Source organism: Sphaerochaeta sp., assembly GCA_022482495.1.
GTDB lineage: Bacteria > Spirochaetota > Spirochaetia > Sphaerochaetales > Sphaerochaetaceae > RUG023.
The window spans coordinates 64,594-84,589 of the sequence record JAKVPA010000005.1 but is presented as its reverse complement, the minus strand read 5'-3'; the positions used below and the strand labels follow the sequence as shown (position 1 = coordinate 84,589).

21 protein-coding genes are annotated in these 19,996 nt (G+C 57.2%); 3 read left to right on the top strand and 18 right to left on the bottom strand.

From position 1 onward, the window contains the following. Positions 1–286 precede the first annotated feature (286 nt). The 13 genes from LKE28_07090 to LKE28_07030 all read right to left on the bottom strand — a co-directional run bounded on the left by LKE28_07090 (position 287) and on the right by LKE28_07030 (position 12,353). Positions 287–649 (bottom strand): hypothetical protein, encoded by a 363-nt coding sequence (locus tag LKE28_07090; GenBank protein ID MCH3907996.1) that lies wholly within the window; start codon positions 647–649, stop codon positions 287–289. Positions 650–937: 288 nt separating this feature from the next. Beyond that, on the bottom strand, positions 938–1,555 hold the full coding sequence (locus tag LKE28_07085) for an iron-sulfur cluster assembly scaffold protein (GenBank protein ID MCH3907995.1): 618 nt from the start codon (positions 1,553–1,555) through the stop codon (positions 938–940). Then, complete coding sequence (locus LKE28_07080; protein MCH3907994.1) at positions 1,548–2,732, bottom strand: cysteine desulfurase; 1,185 nt, start codon at positions 2,730–2,732, stop codon at positions 1,548–1,550. Before LKE28_07080 ends, LKE28_07085 begins: the two co-directional genes overlap by 8 nt. Positions 2,733–2,776: 44 nt before the next feature. Further along, complete coding sequence (locus LKE28_07075) at positions 2,777–3,025, bottom strand: hypothetical protein (GenBank protein ID MCH3907993.1); 249 nt, start codon at positions 3,023–3,025, stop codon at positions 2,777–2,779. Then, positions 3,018–3,809, bottom strand: a complete 792-nt coding sequence (gene surE, locus LKE28_07070) for a 5'/3'-nucleotidase SurE (GenBank protein MCH3907992.1) — start codon at positions 3,807–3,809, stop codon at positions 3,018–3,020. The genes LKE28_07075 and surE overlap by 8 nt, the downstream gene beginning before the upstream one ends. Next, the gene (locus tag LKE28_07065) at positions 3,810–4,976 is read right to left on the bottom strand and encodes a galactokinase (GenBank protein ID MCH3907991.1); all 1,167 of its coding nucleotides are present in this window, start codon (positions 4,974–4,976) and stop codon (positions 3,810–3,812) included. A 301-nt stretch (positions 4,977–5,277) separates the two neighbouring features. Next, on the bottom strand, positions 5,278–5,490 hold the full coding sequence (gene rpmE, locus LKE28_07060) for a 50S ribosomal protein L31 (GenBank protein ID MCH3907990.1): 213 nt from the start codon (positions 5,488–5,490) through the stop codon (positions 5,278–5,280). A gap of 73 nt (positions 5,491–5,563) precedes the next feature. Continuing rightward, positions 5,564–7,357, bottom strand: coding sequence for a transcription termination factor Rho (gene rho, locus LKE28_07055; protein ID MCH3907989.1), 1,794 nt, complete (start codon positions 7,355–7,357; stop codon positions 5,564–5,566). Between the two features lie 187 nt (positions 7,358–7,544). Continuing rightward, on the bottom strand, positions 7,545–8,795 hold the full coding sequence (locus tag LKE28_07050; GenBank protein MCH3907988.1) for a nicotinamide-nucleotide amidohydrolase family protein: 1,251 nt from the start codon (positions 8,793–8,795) through the stop codon (positions 7,545–7,547). A 1-nt stretch (position 8,796) separates the two neighbouring features. Beyond that, positions 8,797–10,365 carry an apolipoprotein N-acyltransferase gene (gene lnt, locus LKE28_07045; protein MCH3907987.1) on the bottom strand — a complete coding sequence of 523 codons (1,569 nt, stop codon included), beginning with the start codon at positions 10,363–10,365 and terminating at the stop codon, positions 8,797–8,799. Between the two features lie 73 nt (positions 10,366–10,438). Next, on the bottom strand, positions 10,439–10,756 hold the full coding sequence (locus tag LKE28_07040; protein ID MCH3907986.1) for an integration host factor subunit beta: 318 nt from the start codon (positions 10,754–10,756) through the stop codon (positions 10,439–10,441). Between the two features lie 30 nt (positions 10,757–10,786). Then, a complete protein-coding gene (gene rpsT, locus LKE28_07035) occupies positions 10,787–11,101 on the bottom strand; it encodes a 30S ribosomal protein S20 (protein ID MCH3907985.1) in 315 nt (104 codons plus the stop codon). 133 nt (positions 11,102–11,234) lie between these two features. Then, a complete protein-coding gene (locus tag LKE28_07030) occupies positions 11,235–12,353 on the bottom strand; it encodes a hypothetical protein (protein MCH3907984.1) in 1,119 nt (372 codons plus the stop codon). 179 nt (positions 12,354–12,532) lie between these two features. On the opposite strand from LKE28_07030, the gene LKE28_07025 reads away from it, so the two are divergent. From LKE28_07025 to purD, 3 genes are read left to right on the top strand one after another with little or no spacing between them, the layout of a single operon-like run. Beyond that, entirely contained in the window at positions 12,533–13,315 is a 783-nt protein-coding gene (locus LKE28_07025; protein ID MCH3907983.1) for a TatD family hydrolase, read from the top strand. Further along, on the top strand, positions 13,312–14,316 hold the full coding sequence (locus LKE28_07020) for a tRNA-dihydrouridine synthase family protein (GenBank protein ID MCH3907982.1): 1,005 nt from the start codon (positions 13,312–13,314) through the stop codon (positions 14,314–14,316). The genes LKE28_07025 and LKE28_07020 overlap by 4 nt, the downstream gene beginning before the upstream one ends. Positions 14,317–14,342: 26 nt before the next feature. Continuing rightward, a complete protein-coding gene (purD, locus tag LKE28_07015) occupies positions 14,343–15,599 on the top strand; it encodes a phosphoribosylamine--glycine ligase (GenBank protein ID MCH3907981.1) in 1,257 nt (418 codons plus the stop codon). A 68-nt stretch (positions 15,600–15,667) separates the two neighbouring features. On the opposite strand, the gene LKE28_07010 is transcribed toward purD, so the two are convergent. Genes LKE28_07010 through LKE28_06990 form a run of 5 tightly spaced genes read right to left on the bottom strand, consistent with a single transcriptional unit; the run spans position 15,668 to position 19,926 of the window. After that, positions 15,668–15,946, bottom strand: coding sequence for a hypothetical protein (locus LKE28_07010; GenBank protein MCH3907980.1), 279 nt, complete (start codon positions 15,944–15,946; stop codon positions 15,668–15,670). 18 nt (positions 15,947–15,964) lie between these two features. Further along, the gene (locus LKE28_07005) at positions 15,965–16,150 is read right to left on the bottom strand and encodes a hypothetical protein (GenBank protein ID MCH3907979.1); all 186 of its coding nucleotides are present in this window, start codon (positions 16,148–16,150) and stop codon (positions 15,965–15,967) included. Then, positions 16,150–17,271: an ABC transporter permease gene (locus LKE28_07000; GenBank protein ID MCH3907978.1), complete on the bottom strand. Its 1,122-nt coding sequence runs from the start codon at positions 17,269–17,271 to the stop codon at positions 16,150–16,152. Before LKE28_07000 ends, LKE28_07005 begins: the two co-directional genes overlap by 1 nt. Further along, positions 17,268–18,308: an ABC transporter permease gene (locus LKE28_06995; protein MCH3907977.1), complete on the bottom strand. Its 1,041-nt coding sequence runs from the start codon at positions 18,306–18,308 to the stop codon at positions 17,268–17,270. Before LKE28_06995 ends, LKE28_07000 begins: the two co-directional genes overlap by 4 nt. Then, positions 18,301–19,926 carry a sugar ABC transporter ATP-binding protein gene (locus LKE28_06990; GenBank protein ID MCH3907976.1) on the bottom strand — a complete coding sequence of 542 codons (1,626 nt, stop codon included), beginning with the start codon at positions 19,924–19,926 and terminating at the stop codon, positions 18,301–18,303. Before LKE28_06990 ends, LKE28_06995 begins: the two co-directional genes overlap by 8 nt. Positions 19,927–19,996: the final 70 nt, after the last annotated feature.

Below are 19,996 nucleotides of genomic sequence, written 5' to 3'. Positions count from 1 at the left end.
AAGGAACCGTGGGATGAGAGGGATTGATAGACAGGCAAATCGGGCAACGATCCTGCCATCTTCGAGAAACCTATGTTGACACCCCTGTGGTGATTCACGTTATTAGACAGAAAGGGCTGTAGGCGGACCATTGGCCTGTGGTAACCAATCCACGTATATCAGAATGGTCAAGTGCCGAACAACTGATTTGCTGTCTATCAATCCTTTTCATGTAGCGATAAAACTGGAGGAAAAAGAAAACAAAGATTCTGCTTGACAACGGTCACATCATATCAGGTTTCTGATCTCATGCCCATTCCCATCGAATGAGCCGGAAGAATACACCTTTCCAGCAAGCTTCACCATACTTTCCAATCGGCGTCCAGTTTCCGGACTCCGTTTCCGTGATGTCGTTCATATCGATATCAGCTCCCAGTTCGATGTATGCACCCAACTGGGCATTGTCGGAATAGGTATAGGAATCCGTAATGATATGAGCCACACCAACCAAAGCTTGGGCATCATAGATGACATGTGGATTGGATGCAGTACCAGAACCCGTATAGTTCAAAGGTGGTTGCGACTCGGTTTGACATCCTGACAGGAACGCCAAAAGCAACAGGACGAGAGATACCGAGATGACAGTTCGGGATCGTGGGGACTTCATCATATGTGGACTTCTCATGAAGATGACAACAATGGGCAAAGTGTACAGGAATTCCCAATTCTGTAATATCAGAATTTGAAATTTTTCGTACTTTTACAACAAATGTGTCGATTCTGTTCCCGATCGTCTTCTCCCTGATGGGTTGCAACCTCAGAGGCTCATCTTTGCAGGAAAAAGAAAGGACTGTTCGTCAGCGTACGAAACAAGCCATACCCCCACAGGAGTATGGCTTGTCTCATTTAGTAGGGATGAGAAATGAAGATTAGAACCACAACCGAGGCCCAAACTGGCTTACTTGTTGTAGATGTGCTTGTAGTCCTCGAACAGGTCCTTGACCTTGTCACGGCATTTGCCGCAACCGGTGCCGTAGTTGGTAAGGCGCTGCAGGTCTTCCAACGTCTTGGCCTTGCCGCTCTTCACCAGATCCTCGATCTGCATGTCGGTGACGTTCTTGCACTCGCAGATGATCTTCGCGATGGTGTTCTTGAACGTGTTGGGAAGGTTGTTCTTCTCCAGGTAGTCGTCAATGGCCGCCCGAAGCGCCTTGTCACCCAGCACCGAGCAGTGGAACTTGTGTTCCGGCAGCCCTCCAAGGGCATCCATGATCTGGGTCGGCGTAATGTGGTAGGCCTCTTCCAGCGTCATGCCGATGGCCATGTCGCTCATCATCGACGTGCTGGCGATGGCCGACGCGCATCCGTAGGTCAGCCATTTCAGATCGGCGATCTTCCCGTCCTTCACCTTGATTCCGACCCGCATCTGGTCGCCACAGGCCAAGGAACCGACCTCTCCGACCCCATCCGGGGTGAAATCATCGTCATCCTCCCACAGGTGATGGGGGTGCATGAAATGCTCTTTTACCGTCGGGGTGTACACCCAATTGGCCATGAAACTGTTCGTATTACTCATTTGGCAACTTCCTTGTAGACATCTTTCTGATCTTCGCGATGATCGGCGGGAGCTTCTCCAGGACGTACTTCACGTCCTCTTCCGTGTTGTACCGGCCGAAACTGAACCGGATGGATCCATGGGCCAGCTCCACGTCAATGCCACAGGCAAGCAGCACGTAGCTGGGCTCCAGGCTGCCGCTTGCGCATGCCGAACCGGTGGACACCTCGATCCCTTCCAGGTCGAGGTACAGCAGAATCGACTCACCCTCGGCGCAGGGGAACGACATGTCCAGCGTTCCCGGCAGGCAATCCTCCGCCTTGCTCGGCCCGTTGACCACCACATCAGGCACGGCGGCGACGATGCCCTTGCGGAGCATCTCCCTGAGGTGCCACAGACGGTCATGCTCGTCCTTCAGGTTCTTCTCGGCAAGTTCCGCCGCAGCGCCGATTCCGACGATGTCGGCGGTGTTGTACGTACCGGCCCGCATCCCATGCTCCTGGTGGCCGCCATGGAGGAACGGGCAGTACGGCGCGTTCTTGGAAACGGCAAGCACCCCGACCCCTTTCGGGCCGTAGAACTTATGGCCGGACAGGGAGAGGTAATCGACACCCCAGGCTTCCATCGTCACCGGGATTTTCCCGATGGCCTGGGTGGCGTCGGTATGCATGTACGCACCGCAGGCATGGGCCATCTTGGCGATCTCGGCGATCGGCTGGATGGTTCCCACCTCGTTGTTGCCGGTCATCACCGACACCAACGCCACATCGGGTCCCATCAACTTCCGCAGTTCGTCCATCTTCACCCGGCCTTCGTGGTCCACCGGGCATTCGTCGATCTTGTACCCTTTCTTTCGGAGGTATTTGACCGTCTCGATGATGGACGGATGCTCGATCGTCGTGGTGACGATCCGATCCCTGCCGTCCACCTTGTCGTCGATGCGGTCACGGAAAATATTGAACACCGTATTGTTCGATTCGCTCGCCCCGCTGGTGAACACGATCCGTCCATGGGTGCAGTCGATCAACGAAGCGACCTGCTTGCGGGCGATCTCAATGACCATCTCGGCATCACGGCCCAATCCGTGCATGCTGGACGCGTTTCCATACAACGTCTCCGCCTGGTCGACCGCCTGGCGGACGGTCTCATCCATCTGGGTAGTCCCGTTATTATCGAGATACACAATTCTTTCTGGCATAGATAATACTTCCTTTGTTAACGTAGTGACGCCCGACCGAAAGGTCAAGCAAAGAACGGCATTCCCGCCGGCTCGCAGAGCCGGGGATGCGTCACCACAAGGAGTTTGACCACCTCATCAAAACAGACATCCGCATCAGGCGGAGAACCTGGTTGTTTCGGAAGAGGGAACACAACCGTTTTCCGGGTTTGTCCAAGCCGGATACGCCTCAGCAGGCACTGGCGCGTGAGCTTGTCATGCCACGCGCACCGTCCTCCATGCCGACGCACCGTACAATGGACGCAGTCACACACCCTCGGCCTCCTGGAGGCGATGGAGCGCTTCCTGCTGCTTCTCCCCCAGGGAGAACAGGACGGACAGGGCGCTCACCGAGATGAACGACCGCCCCACGGCGGCGAAATCGGCGTCCTCATCCACATAGCGTTGGGACGGCGAGCCCCCGACGATCAACATGTCGGAGGAGAGGAAGCCCTGGCCCCCTTTGTATTCCACGTCTCCGTCCTTGTCCATCCGTTTCTTCACTTCATCATGATAGTCCAGAAAGGAAAGACCTGATGCTTTCCAGGCACCTGTCGCATCCGCCGGGACGTTGATGCTGATAAAGCACTTGTCGGAGCACAGCGGCAGGAATGTCTCCAGATGGTCGGCAAGGAACGTGGCGGACAGCCGGAACGGATAGGGACGATCACCCCGCTTCTGGCAGGAGACGGCAAAGGACGGGATACCCATCAACGCGCCCTCGCTGGCCGCGCCGATCGTACCGGAATACAACGTATCGGTGGAGATGTTGAAGCCGTGGTTCACCCCGGAAACCACCACGTCCGGCGTGGAAGGGAACAAGCCGCCTTTCAGGGAATACAGGACACAATCGGCGGGGTATCCGTTGCAGTGGAAGTGATGCACGCCGTAGCGGGTCATCACCACCCCACCGTTGATCGTCATCGAATGGCTGCAGGCGCTGCGCTGCGTCGTCGGGGCGCAGACCCACACCTCGTGGCCATGCGAGGAGAGGACATCCTCGAGCACACGGATGCCTTCGGCCTGATAGCCGTCATCATTGACCAACAGTATCTTCATTTACGCGGTGGGTTGCACGATCTTGGCGCCATCCTGACTCTGGTACACATGCCATTTGGGATGGAAACCGAAGATGTGTTCGTATTCCTCCATACGGCTAATATACTGTGGCACGACGTCCTTGCTCAAGAGAAGCAAAATATTGCCGGCAAGCCCGTTGGAAACCTGGACGGCGCCCAGGCATCCCTGCGTCTCGCTTGCCCGTTTGATCAACCAGTCCACTTCCGGACAGGTGATCTCCATCAGGTCACGGAACCCGTTCTGGATGCGGCCCATCACCTTTCCCAGCCCCGGGGCGTCCTTCTTGATGATCAAACCGGCCGCATCCTGGACCAGGTGGGACTCCATCAGCACGTAGGTGCAGATGTGGCGCATCGACTCGGGAAGGGAAACGGCACGGGCGTGCAGATCCCCCTCGGGGAAATCGCGGATCGGTCCGTTCGGCTTGATCTTCTTCAGCGCCTGGAACGCAGCCTTGGTATCCTCCCGCTTGCTCTTCATCTCTTCACGCATCGCCACCGGCGAAATCTTGCTGTCCACCACGATGGCAACGTATTCCCCTTGGGGATCGCTGAACGGGAACGGGATCAGGGAAGATTTGACCATCGACAGGTCATAGAACAGCAGGTTGTCCTTCTTGCAGTTCAGCATGGCAAGCAGATCGGTGATGCGGCACGGTTTGTCATTGAACGAAATGTTGGACTGGTAGGCGATACGGATGATCGTCTGGGGATCCAGCTTCATGCGATACAGAGCGTCCAGCACCATGCAGGTGCCCAAGGAGAGCGCCGAGCTGACGGACATCTGGTCCCCCAACAGCAGGTTTCCCTCCACGGTGAAGTTCATGCCCTGGAACACATGGCCGTCGGCGGCCAGCGTGTACATGACTCCTTTGATGAAATTCGCCCACCGGTCTTCCTTGCGATATTTGATCGAAGGGAGGGTGAAGCGCTTGCGGTCGTTCAACGTTGCGTTGTACATCCGCACGGCGTCATCGTCCCGTTTGCTGACGGCGATCCGAAGGATGGTGAAGGCCGTTCCGACCAAGGAAAAACCGCCGCACAAATCGGAAAAACTGCCGAAAAGCGTGCAGATTCCCGGGACCTCACCCACCACCTGAGGTTTTTCCCCGAACTCCTTCATATGTGCTTCATAAATCTTTTCCATCAAACGCCGTCTACGAGTAGCTTTGCCCCTCATTTTATGGCACAAGTGGCCATATTGCAACAAAAAGTTATGATGTTGTTGCAACAATATACAGGAAATAAGAGATTTCGTATCATTTTCACAGATACTTCAATTCACTGTGTTGTATGGAGTTAGATGGTTTTTCAAGAAGCGTGTCCCTCGTATTTCTCCATTTTTCCGACATCAATTCCTGAAAATATGAAAAAAGCATGTTTCCGAAAAAACATGAAAAAAGCCATCTTGTTGTACACAAGACGGCTTCTTTTTCCCTACAATCCGCTTATTTCGTCTTCTTGTCCAGGCCGTACCGCTTGTTGAAGCGCTCGATGCGTCCTGCCGTATCGACGACTTTCTGCTCACCGGTGTAGAACGGATGGCAGGCGGAGCAAATTTCCACCTGCAGGTTCTGCGACGTGGTTTTGGTCTTGATGACATTGCCACAAGAGCAATGGATTTCGCGCAGCTGATAATCGGGATGAATGCCTTTCTTCATAATAAAACCCTCCAGATCTATGATCATCCGCTGGATGATGCAGCGGATTGTGTTTCACATCCGTCTCCGTCCCTCAATAGGCAGGTGCGCTGGATTGCACATCCGTATTTATCGAACGTAAGAACGCCTCATTATCCTTGGTCTTCCTGATTTTGTCAATGAGGAACGGGGTGAGGTCCTGCTCGTCCATATCGCCCACCGCGTTGCGGCACAACCACACACGGGCGGCCTCATCGGCGGGAAGCAACAGGTCGTCACGACGGGTGCCGCTCTTCTTGATGTTGATGGCAGGGAAGATTCTCCGGTCGGCAAGCTTGCGGTCAAGGATGATCTCGTTGTTGCCGGTGCCTTTGAACTCCTCGAAGATCACCTCATCCATCCTGCTGCCGGTTTCGATCAAACCGGTGGCGATGATGGTGAGCGATCCGCCTTCCTCGATGTTCCGCGCCGCGCCGAAGAACCGTTTGGGTTTGTGCAGGGCGTTGGAATCGACACCACCGGAGAGGATCTTGCCGCTGGCAGGCACCGTCTGGTTGTACGCCCGGGCGAGACGGGTGATGGAATCCAAGAGGATCACCACATCACGCTTGTGCTCCACCAGGCGTTTTGCTTTCTCGATGACCATTTCTGCGACCTGTACGTGGCGGGAGGCCTGTTCGTCGAACGTCGAGGCGATCACCTCGCCTTTGACGTGGCGGCGCATGTCGGTGACCTCTTCCGGCCGTTCATCAACCAGAAGAACCATCAGGACGATGTCCGGATAGTTGGTGCTGATGGCGTTTGCGATCTTCTGCATCAACACCGTCTTGCCGGTCCGGGGCGGAGCGATGATCAACGAACGCTGGCCTTTGCCGATCGGGCAGAACATGTTGATGATCCGCATGGAGATGTCCTCTTCCGGCGTCTCCAGGTTGATCCGCTGGTTGGGGAACAGCGGCGTCAGGCTTTCGAACGACGCGCGGGTCTTCGCCTTGATGGGGTCATCCCCGTTGATGGACAGGATCCGAAGGATGGCGAAAAACCGCTCTCCGTCACGCGGCGTGCGGACCTGTCCGTACACCACATCCCCTGTTTTCAACGACAGGCTCTTCACCTGGGCCGGGGAGATGTAGATGTCTTCCGGTCCGGAGAGATAGCTGTTGTTGGCGCTGCGGAGGAAGCCGAACCCATCCGGCAGGATCTCCAGCGTGCCGCTGCCGACGATCACGCCGCCTTTGGAAGAATGCCGCTTCAGGAGCTCGGCGATGATCTCCTGCTTGCGCAGGTCTAGGATCATATCCGGGTCGATCCCCTTCTCCACCCCGATCTTCCTCAGCGCTTCGATGGGAAGCACGGAATAATCGTTGACGTTCAGGATCTCGGCTTCGGGGTGCTCCTCGATGTTGATGTCCTGGGGATAGTCTTCCTGGTGGCGTTGGTTCCGGTTCTGGTTGTTTGGATTATTATTGTTGTTGTTCTTGTTCTTCTGAAATTGGCGGTTGTTGCGGTTGTTCCGCCCACGATAGTTGTTGTTGTTCATCCGACGGCCGTCACCACGATCCATCCGGCTCATCGGTTCCGGGGAATTCTCACGTTCCTCGATCCGTTCGTTTTCCCGTTCTGCGACGCGTTGGATGGCCTGTTCCTCGGGATTCACCCCATCGTTGACCGACTGGCGATCCTCACTGCGTTCCCGCTCCACCGCTTCGACGTATTCCTCGGCAACCGGTGGTTTCGCTTCTTCCTCCACCACCTGGGGCGCTGGTTCCACAGGCGAAGGCGCCGGAGCTTCCACTTCCGGGGCGGCGGCTTGTTTCGCCACCACCATACGAGGTTTATGAACCCTGCGTACGATTGCTTTTCGTTCAACCGGTGCTTGGGGCTTCATTCCTTGGCTCTCCGGGACCTGCGGCATTTGAGAATCGTCAAATAAGGTATCAGACATGTAGTGTACTCCACTTGGAACAAGGCCGCGCTGAGGCGTTGTTCATGTTTTTTTAGATTGAATTGAGAATGATACGGACCCTGGCAGAAATTGCCATTGTATTCCGCTTGGTACCCGTAAAAAGTATAGATTAAATATATTGCCAGGCTTCTACCGTGTCAAGCAATCGACACCCTTCCAGATACCGTACGGCAAGAATACAGGCGGCGACGGAGGTTCGGCGGCGCACCGATTCCCGTCCCAGCGTGGTGAAATGGAGGCGCACCGCCTGACTCTCACGGTCTGGAGCGGCGAAACCGAACCACACCGTACCCACATCACCCCCCGTCGGGCCGGCATACCCGGTGGTGGACAGGGCCAGAGAGGTACCGCTTTTCCGCAACACACCCTCGGCCATGGCAATGGCGCACTCCTTGGAAACGGCGCCCACCGTCTCCAGAATCTTTGGATCCACCCCCAGCATCGTTTGTTTTGCGGCCTCGGCATAGGTGACCATGCTGCCCCAGAACCACGCCGAAGAACCAGCCTGGTCGGTCAGCATCTTGCCAAGGAGGCCCCCGGTGCACGACTCGGCGGATGAGATGGTCAGATGATCCTTTTTCAGTACATCCTCCAGCAGGGACACCGCCTCATGGTCCCCGTCGGAGAGCAGGTCCGGCCCCACCAGATCCCTTAGGCGGGCGACGAACTGCTTGCGTGCCGGATCCGGCCCGGAGACGTACAGGCTGATGCGGAAATCCTGGAACCGGTCCCCCCAGGTGACGCCGGGGACGGCCGCCTTCTGGCACAGTTCATCAAGCTTCGCCTCGGCGATGAGGAACGAGGAGTATTCATCCCGCTGTATGTCGATGTGCCCGCGCAGGGCGGCAAGGTACGGCAGCACGTCGTTGAAGAACATCGGATCCATTTCCCGGGGAGGCCCCGGCATGGAGATGCAGACCACCTGGCGATCCCCGTCGGTGATGACACCCCGGAATCCCGGAGCCGTCCCATGGGGGTTGGCGATCGGATCAAAGCCTTGGGGGAACATCGTCTGGATCTCATTGGCCCCATGGATCCGCTCCCCGATCTTGTCATGCAGCCAGTCGTATACGCCTTCGTTGCGCACCAACGGCACCCCGGCGGCGCAGGCGATCACCCGGCGGGTCAGGTCGTCGCTGGTCGGCCCCAGACCTCCGGTGACCAGCACCACATCGCTGTCATGGACACAGTCCCCCAGCACCTTGCCGATCGTCCCGTCATCCGGCACGACGATGATCCGCCCCACCGTATAGCCCAGGCGGGAAAGCTCGCTGGAGATGACCTGTCCATGCTTGTCACCGATCACCCCGCGGGTGATCTCCGTCCCGATGATGATGATTGAAACCTGCTGGTATTCCATCTCAATGCCTTCTTCTCGAACACATCGCTTCCACCGCGCCGATACACAGCAGCGTGATGGACAGACCGACGAACAGCTTGGCCACCAGGTCTCCCCAAGTGGTGTACCATGTCTGGCTGTGGGTGGCGCTTTGGTAAACCGGCACGTCGTAGATGTGCCAGCCGGCCTTGAACGGCGTCATCGGGTCGACCACCTTGCCGGCGGGCGTGATGACGCAGGTCATGCCGCTGTTGGTGCCACGCACCGTGGTGCGCCGGTTCTCCACCGAGCGGAACACCGCCATGGCCATGTGCTGCATTTCAGCCGCCACGGACTGCGACCAGTTGTCGTTGGTCATGTTGACCAGCATGTCGGCCCCTTCCCGGATGAAGCGGGCGCACAGGTCGCCGAACACATCCTCGAAGCAGATCGGCGTGGAGAACGTCAGGCCGTCGGTGGTGCGGAACACCACCGGGTCGGTCCCCTTCTCCCACCAATGGTAATCGTTGGCCTTCAGCAGGTTGTACAGATGGGGCATCTGTTTCTGGTACGGGAAGTGCTCGGTGAACGGCACCAGGTGCTGCTTGCGGTACGTCTCCTTGATGGCCCCGTCCTCGAACAGAATGACGGTGTTGTAGTCCTTTCGGTTCCACGAGCCGTCTTCCGAAACGGCCGGCTTGGATGGATCATCCAGCACCCCTTCCGGGTTGCCGGTCAGAAGCGGCACCGGCAGGCTCTTGCCAAAATCAGTGAACTCCTCCACCAGGGCGGAGGTGTCGGGATCGGAGGGATACTTCTCGTGCCATGCCACCGACGGGACGAACGCCGTCTCCGACCAGATGATCATCTGTGGCTTCTGTTCCAACGCTTCCAGGCTCATCTTCCTCAGGTTGTTGAAGTTCCGCTTGTACGTGGTGTAGCCACCCAGCCAGGAGTTTGCGTTGTGCTGTACCGTCGCCACTCTCCAGGTCCGATCCGGCTTGGCGTCGTCCCAATGGACCATGCTGACGAAGCCGAAGACCAGGCAGAAGACAATGACCGCCGCGTAGATGATCATCGTCGGTTTCCGTTCTCCCAGCCATTCCTTCACCGACGTATGGTCGGCAAGCGGGACGGCAAAGAACGCCTGGGGAAGGATCATCAGAAAGTTGATGCCCCAGATGCCCCACAGGGAGGCGGTCTGGATCAACGGGCGATACTGCCAGATGGCGTAGGCGATGGTGCCGTACGGATATCCGGCGAACCAACTCTGGCTGAGATAGGTGTATGCCGTCCAGATGATCGCCTGCACCAAAAAACCACGCTTGCGGAACCACCGGTCCGCCGCCTTGAGACAGGGGAACAGCAGGAGCATCTCCCCGCCCTTGATGATCGGAACGATCAGAATGGCAAGGGGATGGAATGACTTCAGCCAGTAGTTGAAGAACAGGTAGAACATGAAGCCATAGAAGAACCCGTACCATGGGATGAGTTTCCAGGATGTCCTGCGGATCACCATGAAGACAGGGATCAGGGCGAAGAACGCGATGAAGCCGATTCCCGTCTTGGTGACGAACCCGGGAAAAGCCAATGCGTAGACAAATGAACTCACCAATAACAAAAGAACCTCAGAACATACCGCCCTGAGGTTCCTACGAAGAGAAATACCGGACAAACCACTGCTCCTATGTATCGGACTTCGCTTCCCGAAGATTCCAGACGTAGTCCTTCAACTCTTTCCCGGGCCGGAAAATCGCAACACCATGGGTCTCGACGGCGACAATCTCGCCTGTTTTGGGATTGCGGGCTTTCTCACGGCCCTTGCGGGTGCGAACCTCAAACGTGCCAAAACCCCGGAGTTCGATCACCTTGTCGTTCTTGAGTCCCTTTTTCACTTCCTCAAAGAACTCATCAATAATCATATGGATGTCACTCCGATTGAATCCGTGAGTTTCATGAAGGTTTTCGATAATCGCCGCTTTTGTCAATTTGGACTCTGCCATGATCTACTCCTCAATCCTTTCCGTATGACGTCAGTTGGCCGCGGGAGCGGGGGCAGCTTCGGTTTTCGGTTGCTCGGCGGCGGGAGCCACCAAACGATTGTACCGACCACTCAGACGGGACTTGGTGCGATTGGCGGTGTTCCTGTGGATCGCACCCTTGGATGCCGCGGTATCCACCAACTTGAGCGCAAGCGCCAACGTGGTGGCAGCCTTCTCTTTGTCTCCGGCTACCACTGCAGCCTCGAACTTCTTGCAGGCAGTGCGCATGGCACCTTTCGTCGCGCGATTGCGCAATCTGCGAACGGCATCCTGGCGCTCTCTCTTCTCAGCAGACCGATTTCTCATGTACTTCCTCCGAACACATTCCTGATACGTATGTTCTTTTCAATGAAAGATTTCTATTCACAGCCTCGAATGGCTGACGGTCTAACAAAATACCACAGACAATGAAATGGGTCAATACAGACCTATCCCTTTTTCACTCCGAGAATAACTGGTCCTGGTATTCCTTGGTCAGCTCCCACCGCTTCTCCGTCGGATTGAACGTGCATGCCGATGTGGGGATGGTCATCATCCGTCCCTCGCTTCCCGACAGGGATACCTTCTTGGAAAGGATGTTCACCTCGGTGATCTTCATCAGTTCGTCCCCGATCTTCAACCGGCTTCCTTCCGGAGGATACTTGGCCTTCTCCTCCACGTAGAAGTCATATTCGTATGCCAGACAGCAAAGGAGTCTGCCACAAGGTCCGGATATCTTCATCGAATTCAGCGAAAGGTTCTGCTCCTTGGCCATCTTGATGGACACCGGGCTGAGCTTGTCCGTGACACAGTGGCAGCAGAAGTCCCTGCCGCAGACGGCCAAGCCACCCAGCACGCGGCTCTCATCCCGCACGCCGATCTGCCTGAGTTCGATGCGGATGCGGAACACGGAGACCAGGTCCTTGACCAGTTCCCGGAAATCGACTCGGACATCAGCGGTGAAGAAGAACAGGACCTTCGGCTCCCCCAGCAGGAAATGGGCGGTGACCAGCTTCATCTCCAGCTTTCGCTGGGCGATCTTCTCCCGGCAGATCCGCATGGCGTCATCCTCTTTGGCGGTCAGTTCCTGGGAGCGGGTAAGGTCTGCCGGCGTGGCAAGCCGGTCGATCCACACGGCGTCCCCGGAGATATCCACCATCTCCGGCTCCCGGGCGTTGGTGCACATCTCGCACTCACTGCAGGGATCGACATCAGGCTCCTCGTTCCAGATGATCTCATCCAGGTCATCACCTTGGGCGACGACCGGCTCTCCGTCCGGCCCCGGTTGGCCGGCGGCGACCAGCGGCTGTTCGTCCTCCTCCGCTTCTTCTTCCCTGGCTTGGGCGCATCGGGTGCAGGCGCCCCGGCAGGTTGCGTCCCCCGGGGTGTAGGCCCCACCCAGGTGGGCGGCGTTGGCCACAATAACCCCCATGTCCAGACCATAGCGGGTCGGTGTGACGACGGAAGTGCCTGGGTACAGGACTCCATCCCACGCGCACACGGTCATCTCGTTGGTGGACGGATTGCGCACCAGATAGATGTACGCCTTGGAGGGACGGGTGATATGTTGTTGCTCCATCGTGGAGTGGTAATGCTCTTTTCTCATGTTGCCCACGCTATCACATGCATGGTGTTTTGTCAAACAGACGGAAGATGTAAGTATTGTCAAGATTGTGAATTACGCCGTTTGACTTTCCCTCTCCGTGATGGTATCATCATCGTATAATCCCGAAAGAGAACCACCTCAAGGAGCACGTCATGCGGTTGTTTGATACACATGCACACATCGGTCTCATCGACACCAACCAGCTGGAACAGCTGATGGCGGTCCAAAAGGCGAAGGTCAAGGGAGTGGCTCACATGGTCAGCATCTGCAACACCCTCGCCGATTTCAAACGCACCTACGCCAATCTGGAGAGCCAGCATGACGTCTTCCATGCCGTAGGGGTTTCCCCGACCACCGCACTGGATCCCGGCAAGGACTGGGAGAAAACAGTGATGGAGTACGCCAAACTTCCCGGGGTCATCGCCATCGGCGAGACCGGGCTGGACTACTACCATCGCGACGGGGAGCGGAACGCCCAGATCGAAGTGTTTCTGAAAAGCCTGGATATCGCCCGCAAGCTGGACTATCCGGTGATCATCCACAACCGGATGGCCGGAGGCGACGTGCTTACCATTCTCCGGGACAAACTGCCGGAAGCGGGGGGAATCCTCCACTGCTTCAGTGAAAACTGGGAGTTTGCCGAAGAGGCGCTGTCCATGAACCTTATGATCAGCTTCGCCGGCAACGTCACGTTCACCAGCAGCCATTCCCTCAGGGAGGTGGCCCGCCTGATGCCGTTGGACCGGATGGTCATCGAAAGTGAAGCGCCGTTCATCGCTCCGGTTCCCTACCAGAACCAACGCAACCAACTGGCGTTCCTGCCGGAAACGTTGAAATGCATCGCGTCCCTCCGGGGCGTCGACCCTGAGGAGATCGCGCCGGTGCTGTACGAGAACAGCCTCCGGGCGTTCAATCTGGAGGAGAAGAGCGCATGAAGCGTCCTCTCTGCCATCCGGTGACCATCGGGGGGAAGACCATCGGAGGAAATCTGTTCCTCGCCCCGATGGCAGGATTCACCGACATGCCGTTCCGTTCCATCTGCATCGCCCATGGGGCGGATCTTACCTATACGGAGATGATCAGCGCCGAAGGCTTGTACCGTGACAGCGACAAGACGGCGGACATGATGCAGCGCGCCCCCGGCGAGACGGACTACGTGATTCAATTGTTCATGGGTTCCACCACTCCGATCGCCAAGGCGGTCGAACAGGTACAGCCGCTGAATCCCGTGATGATCGACGTCAACTGCGGTTGCCCGGTTCCCAAGGTAACCAAGACAGGTAGTGGTTCGGCGTTGATGAAAAAGCCCCAGATGATCACCTCCATCGTCCAGGAGATCAAACGGTACACCTCCATTCCCGTTTCGGTGAAGTTCCGACTGGGATGGGACGCCGACCATGTGAACTTCCTGGAGTTCGCCCAAGCGGCACTGGATGGCGGGGCGGAAGCGCTGACGCTCCATGCACGGCTCCGCACGGAAGGATACGCGCCGTACGCCCATTGGGAACGGCTGACCGAACTGGGAGAATATCTGGACAAGAAGGGCGAACATCCCCTGTTGATCGGAAGCGGCGACCTGTTCACCGCCAAGGATGTGGTGCGGATGCTCCGCACTACGCCGGTCGATGCCGTGATGATCGCACGGGGGGCCATCGGCAACCCGTTCATCTTCCAGGACGTCAAGGCGCTCGCACAGGGGGAAGAAGCGCTGCAACTCACCCCGCAGATACGTACCGAAGTGATGATGGAGCACCTGGACAAGACCATCGCGCTGTACGGGGAAAAGAGCGCCTGCCATCAGTTCCGCAAGTGCGCAACCTTTTATCTGAAAGGAATGCGGGATGTCGGAGAGGCGAAACGAATGCTGACAAAAGCGGAGAGCCGGGGCGATTACCTTGCGGTATGCCAGTTGTTGACCACTCCGCTTGGAACATGATACCGTTTGCAAGGGAGAGGTGAAGCATGCGCATACTTGTGTTGGGATCCGGCGCAAAAGAGCACGCCGTGGCATGGTGGCTTTCCCGAAGCCATTTCATTGACGCGTTGTTCGTGGCGCCCGGCAACATCGGGACGGATACGTTCGCCGTCAATCTGAACATCAATCCTGCCGATTTCGCCCAAGTGTACGATGTCTGCCAGAAACATGCCATCGAATACGTGATGATCGGAACGGAAGAACCCCTGTTCGCCGGCATGATCGACAAACTCAACGAAAAAGGCATCCAGACGTTCGGCACCCCGACGGCAGCCCTCAAGATGGAAGGAGATCGTGACTTCTCCCGTGCGTTCACCGACCGTCACAACATCCCCACCCCGACACACTACCTGTTCCGGGATGAGGCTTCCCTGTCTGAATTCCTCAAGCGGCATGAAGGGGAACGATTCGTCGTCAAGAGCAACGGCGTGGCACCCAGCCGGGTGATGGTCGATTCCGACCAGTATTCCCGATTGATGGACTTCTCCAAGGAACTGCTCGCCACCGGCCCGATCATCCTGGAGGAACACCTGACCGGGCTTCCGGTCACCATCACGGCGTTGATCGACCAGAAAGGCTACCTTCTGATGCCGTTCTGCAGTGATTACATGAAATCGGAACACACCGGCATCCCCACCGGTGGTATGGGCTCCGTCTGCCCGGTACCATTGATGGAAGAAGTCAAAAAAGAGGTGATCGACCGGATCATCGATCCAACGCTGTATGGCATGAAGGTCGAACGGATGGCCTACCGCGGCGTGTTGACGTTCAGTGTGCTGGTCACCACCCAGGGTCCGATGTTGGTGGACTACCATGTGCGGTTCAACGATCCGGCCACCCAGGCGTTCCTTCCGTTGGTCAAGAGTGATGCCATCGACATCATCAACGCGATGCGCGAGGATCGTCTCTCCGATTTCCAGCTTTCCGTTTCCACCAACTCCGCCGTGGCTTTGGTCATCGCCAGTGAAGGCTATCCCCAGAATCCACAGACCGGCAAGGTGCTGGATCCCATGCCGGCAGCCATCCAGCTGAACGCCTTCAAGGACGCTCCGCTGTTCTTCTTCGGCGGTGTCCAGAACATCGGGGGCAAAGCGGTGACCACCAGTGGACGCTGCGTCACCGTGGTAGGCATCAAGGAGAATATCGTCCAGTCCAACAAGCAGGCGTACCAGGGAGCCAAGTACATTTCGTTCCCCGGATCGTGGTACCGCCAGGACATCGGAAACAAGTTCTTCGAGAACTGACACCCATACCGCATACAAAAAAGGACCGGATTGCTCCGGCCCTTTTTTGTTTCTTTGCGATCCTTGTCTCAGAAACTGGTACCCAATCCGGTATCTTCCGTAGTGATCACCTCTTCCGCCTGGGCATCCTGCCGGACCACCGCCGTCGGGGCGACGTATTCGGTCAACCACTCCGACTGGGGGGCGTCCTGATGGGCGACCAATGTCGGGATGGAGATGATCACCATATCCAGCCCCACCGGAACGGAGAACGTGCGGGAGAAGGTGTGCTCCTCCCACTGGGCATCCGTGTAGGTGATGGTAGATCGTATGGCGCTGGGCCATGACGATGTACTGGTCACGATCACGGGCCGGCGAGTTCCATCTCATCCTGCTTGTCGAACGCGCACCACCACGGTGGAGAGCGCCTTGATCTCACTGCCATCGGCCAGGGTGACCGTCTTGTTGTCCACCAGAATGGTATGCTGGCGTCCGATGAAGTACATCAACAGCGCCAGGGCGATCACCGCCACAATGGCTATGGTGCGGACCAACAACCGTTTCCTGTTCATCACGCATCCTCCTTCTGGTCAGCGGCCAGCTCCATGCCTTCCTGATTGGCTTCCCGTTTCTTCCTGACTTCGTACAGCACCAGACTCAGCGTGATGACGCCGTAGGAGACGAACACCCGGAAGTACTCACCGAGCTGCGCTTCACCGATCAGGTTCTTTCCTGCCATCGGGGAGACGATGAACATCAGGTGGAACAGGATGACGCCGAGGAACACGTTGCGGATGTTGGCCTTGGCGACCGACGCGCCACCGACAAGGAGCGCGGCGATGGAGAACATGCCGACCTGGGTGTGGCTGTTGTACGTATTCAGCGTCCCCATGTTCTGCAGGTAGATGATCATGCCATAGCCGGCCAGCACCGTGCTGATGATGATGGAGATGATACGGGTCTCCTCCACCCGGATGCCGGCGGCACGGGCCACTTCCATGTCCTGCCCGACGGCCCGCATGTCCTGCCCCAGTTTGGTCTTGCGGAACCAGACGATGAACAGGCAGAGGATGGCGATCACGGCAAAGGTGGCGATGGGGATGCTGATGCCGGCGATCTTCACTGACACCAGGTTGTCCAGCGTCTTGCGGATGCCGGACAGGTTGACGGTGTTGCGGATGCCGTAGCCACGGGGAAGCACCAGTTTGGAGCTCCGCACCGGGATGATGGCCCCCATGCAGTACAGGACGATCAACTGGTAGATGCCGTTCATGAAGAAGCCGATGATGTAGCTGGTCACCATTTCACGGCCTTTGGCCAAGTTGAGGATCTTGCCGCACCACCAACCCAACAGCACGGAGATTGGGGTGGAGATGATGGCCGCCAGCACCATGCCGGGAATGCCAACCACACCCCAGTCGCTGATGCAGATCAATCCGATCTCCGCCGCCATGGCGCCCAGTGTCATGCCGAAGTTCAGCCCCATGCCGGCCATGATGGGGACCAGCAGGCTGACGATCAAGAACGAATCCCGGCTCATCCGGACGATGATCTCGGAGAACAGATAGTTTGCGCTGTACCCGGAAAGCGGAATGCTGAACGCGCAGATGATGACGAACAGCACGGGAACCATGTTGTTGGAGATGAAGTTTCCAATCTTCCCTCCAACCGTTTGTTTGCGTACCTTTTTCATCGTGTCGCCTCCGTCTTACGGGTCAGAGCGTACAAAATCATACCATTGGACACCACGATACGCACCACCTCGGACATGTCGGTGTGCACCGCAGAGTTCATCACCGACGGGGTCATCGTCAGGATGCCCTGGAACAGGAGCGTCCCGATGATCACATTGGGGATGCTCGCCTTGTTGACGCTGGCTCCTCCGATCAAGATGGCCGAGACGGCGGGAAGCGCCATGTAGAACGGCCCCATGTACAGCTGGATGAACCCGAAGCTCTGCTGGTAGACCAGAATGCCTACCGCGCCAAGCCAGGTGGACATGATGACGGACAACGTGCGGATCCGATCAATGTTGATGCCGCTTGCCCGGGCGAACACCGGGTTCGACCCGACGGCGGTCATCGCCGTGCCGGTCTTGGTGTGGAGGAACGCCCACATGCCAAACGCCAGGATGGCGAAGAACAAAATCATTCCCGTCGGGATGGTGATCGGTCCCAGTTTGATCTCCAGGAACGAATCAAGGATGTGGAGGTAGTAGCCCTCCGTCGAAATGGTCGTCCTCAGGCCTCTGCCGCTGTACCCCCAGACCATCGTCGGGTTCTTGTAGGGAAGCAGCAGCCACATCATGCACATGAAGGCGACGGAGCTGAAGCCGACATAGGTGGCGATCATCATCTCGCCGCCTTTGACCTTGTTCAGCAGTCTGCCATAGCCCCACCCCAGCACCAACGCAAACGGCGTGGCGAAGACGATGGCCATCAAGAAGCCGGCGAAGCCGTGCAGCTCCGCTTCCAACGAGAGTGTCGCACCCAAAAGACCGGCGATGATGCCAAGCGGCAGACCGAAGTTCAGACCACACCCACTGTGGATCATCGGCACCATGGCGAGCACCAGCACGCCATTCATGCCGAAACGCACGATGGTGTCGTTGATGCTGGTCGATACCTTGACGCCGACAAACGGCGCCACGACGAACAACAGCAGCAGGAACAACCCGATGATGATGCGGGGCAGTCCAAAACTGTTGATGAATTGCTTGATCCTATGCATTTGCCACCTTCTTTCCCTGGCCGACCATCAGCAGGCCGAAATCCGAACTGGGGCTGGTCGCCGGCAGGATGCCGTGGACCCGTCCATCCGTCACGATGGCGATGCGGTCACACACCGACCGGAGCTCCTCCAGTTCGCTTGAAATCATCACGATCGTCGTCCCCTGCTCCTGGTTGTACCGCTTCAGCGCCTGGAGCACCAGTGCCTTCGCGCCAATGTCGATGCCCCGGGTGGGCTCGGCGACGAACAGCAGTTTGGGGGCCATGGCGAACGCCTTGGCCAGGCAGACCTTCTGCTGGTTTCCACCAGAGAGCTCCTTCGCCTTCTGTTTGGTCGAGGTGCATTTGATGGCCAGCTGGTCCACGTACTTCTTCGTTTCCTCTGCGATGGCGTCCTCGTCACGCCATTTGATGAATCCCAGTTTCCGTTTCAGATACTTGTTCTCCACCTGCATGGCGGTGAACGAAATGTTCCACTCCAGCGATTCGTCCAACAGCAGGCCGACACCCCGGCGATCCTCACTGACGAACGAGAGCCCGGAATCCAGCATGGCGCGCGGCATGTTCATCGGGATCATCCTCCCTTCGAACTCCACCGAACCGCCACCGTTGTACAAGCCCATGATGCCGTTGGGGATTCCCAGTTTGCCCTGTCCGGCCAACCCGCCGATGCCCAGGATTTCTCCATCGTACACATCAAGGTTGACGTCCCGGACGATTTCACCGGGCATATCCACCCAGAGATTCCGGATGGACAGCGCGACCTTGGCTTTGTGGTAGTCATACGGTCGTTTTTCTCCGGAACCGATGGAGACTTCACGTCCGACCATCCACTGGGCGATCTCCGCGATGTTGATGCTCTTGTCGTTGGGCACCTGCTTGATGATCTTTCCGTCCCGCATCACCATGATCTGGTCGCAGACGTCGATGATCTCCTGCAGCCGGTGACTGATGAAAATGATGGAAATGCCTTCCTTGGCAAGCTTCTTCATTGCCGTCAGCAACGTATCGGCTTCCTTTTCGGAAAGCACCGCCGTCGGCTCGTCCAGCACCAGAAGCCGGATATGTCCGGCGCTCTCGCTGTCTTCCTTGGAAAGCTCACGCGCGATTTCAGTGAACTGTTTGTGGCCTACCGGCATCTGGGAAACCAGCATGTCCTCATCAAGCGGCACACCGAGCCGTTTGATGGCTTTTTCGCTGATCTCTTCCAGCTTGGGGCGGTCGATGGTATCCAGCCGGTCCCCGAACAAATCAGACAGGAAGCTCGGTTTGACCGGCTCCCGGTTCAACAGAATATTCTCCGCGGCGGTGAAATCAGGAAGCAGGGAGAACTCCTGGTGTACCATGCCGATGCCCAGGTTCAACGCGTCACGCGAGGAGTTGAAATGGACGACCTGTCCGTCCATCAGCACATCCCCGCCGTATCCTCCCGTCTCACGGATCTCATCCATGCCGAAGAGAATCTTCATCAGCGTCGACTTTCCCGCTCCATTCTCACCAACCAATCCAAGGATCTCTCCTTTACCCAAGGTAAAATTGATATCCTGAAGCACCTTGTTTCCAAAGAAGTCTTTGGAAATCTTCCTCATTTCCAACAACGGTGTTTGTTGTTCACTCATCTGCTCCATCCTTCTGTATGGTTCCAGCTCTTCGCTCAGGAAACGAACAGCTGGAAGCACACCCTGCTAC

What these genes read in the sequence shown, in the direction of transcription:
- LKE28_07080 (MCH3907994.1), bottom strand. Translation starts at nt 2,732, where the DNA reads ATGCCAGAAAGAATTGTGTATCTCGATAATAACGGGACTACCCAGATG.
- rho (MCH3907989.1), bottom strand. Translation starts at nt 7,357, where the DNA reads ATGAAGCCCCAAGCACCGGTTGAACGAAAAGCAATCGTACGCAGGGTT.
- surE (MCH3907992.1), bottom strand. Translation starts at nt 3,809, where the DNA reads ATGAAGATACTGTTGGTCAATGATGACGGCTATCAGGCCGAAGGCATC.
- LKE28_07040 (MCH3907986.1), bottom strand. Translation starts at nt 10,756, where the DNA reads ATGGCAGAGTCCAAATTGACAAAAGCGGCGATTATCGAAAACCTTCAT.
- purD (MCH3907981.1), top strand. Translation starts at nt 14,343, where the DNA reads ATGCGCATACTTGTGTTGGGATCCGGCGCAAAAGAGCACGCCGTGGCA.
- LKE28_06990 (MCH3907976.1), bottom strand. Translation starts at nt 19,926, where the DNA reads ATGAGTGAACAACAAACACCGTTGTTGGAAATGAGGAAGATTTCCAAA.
- LKE28_07090 (MCH3907996.1), bottom strand. Translation starts at nt 649, where the DNA reads ATGATGAAGTCCCCACGATCCCGAACTGTCATCTCGGTATCTCTCGTC.
- LKE28_07050 (MCH3907988.1), bottom strand. Translation starts at nt 8,795, where the DNA reads ATGGAATACCAGCAGGTTTCAATCATCATCATCGGGACGGAGATCACC.
- LKE28_07085 (MCH3907995.1), bottom strand. Translation starts at nt 1,555, where the DNA reads ATGAGTAATACGAACAGTTTCATGGCCAATTGGGTGTACACCCCGACG.
- LKE28_07000 (MCH3907978.1), bottom strand. Translation starts at nt 17,271, where the DNA reads ATGAAAAAGGTACGCAAACAAACGGTTGGAGGGAAGATTGGAAACTTC.
- LKE28_07030 (MCH3907984.1), bottom strand. Translation starts at nt 12,353, where the DNA reads ATGGAGCAACAACATATCACCCGTCCCTCCAAGGCGTACATCTATCTG.
- rpsT (MCH3907985.1), bottom strand. Translation starts at nt 11,101, where the DNA reads ATGAGAAATCGGTCTGCTGAGAAGAGAGAGCGCCAGGATGCCGTTCGC.
- LKE28_07020 (MCH3907982.1), top strand. Translation starts at nt 13,312, where the DNA reads ATGAAGCGTCCTCTCTGCCATCCGGTGACCATCGGGGGGAAGACCATC.
- LKE28_07025 (MCH3907983.1), top strand. Translation starts at nt 12,533, where the DNA reads ATGCGGTTGTTTGATACACATGCACACATCGGTCTCATCGACACCAAC.
- rpmE (MCH3907990.1), bottom strand. Translation starts at nt 5,490, where the DNA reads ATGAAGAAAGGCATTCATCCCGATTATCAGCTGCGCGAAATCCATTGC.
- LKE28_06995 (MCH3907977.1), bottom strand. Translation starts at nt 18,308, where the DNA reads ATGCATAGGATCAAGCAATTCATCAACAGTTTTGGACTGCCCCGCATC.
- LKE28_07005 (MCH3907979.1), bottom strand. Translation starts at nt 16,150, where the DNA reads ATGAACAGGAAACGGTTGTTGGTCCGCACCATAGCCATTGTGGCGGTG.
- LKE28_07065 (MCH3907991.1), bottom strand. Translation starts at nt 4,976, where the DNA reads ATGGAAAAGATTTATGAAGCACATATGAAGGAGTTCGGGGAAAAACCT.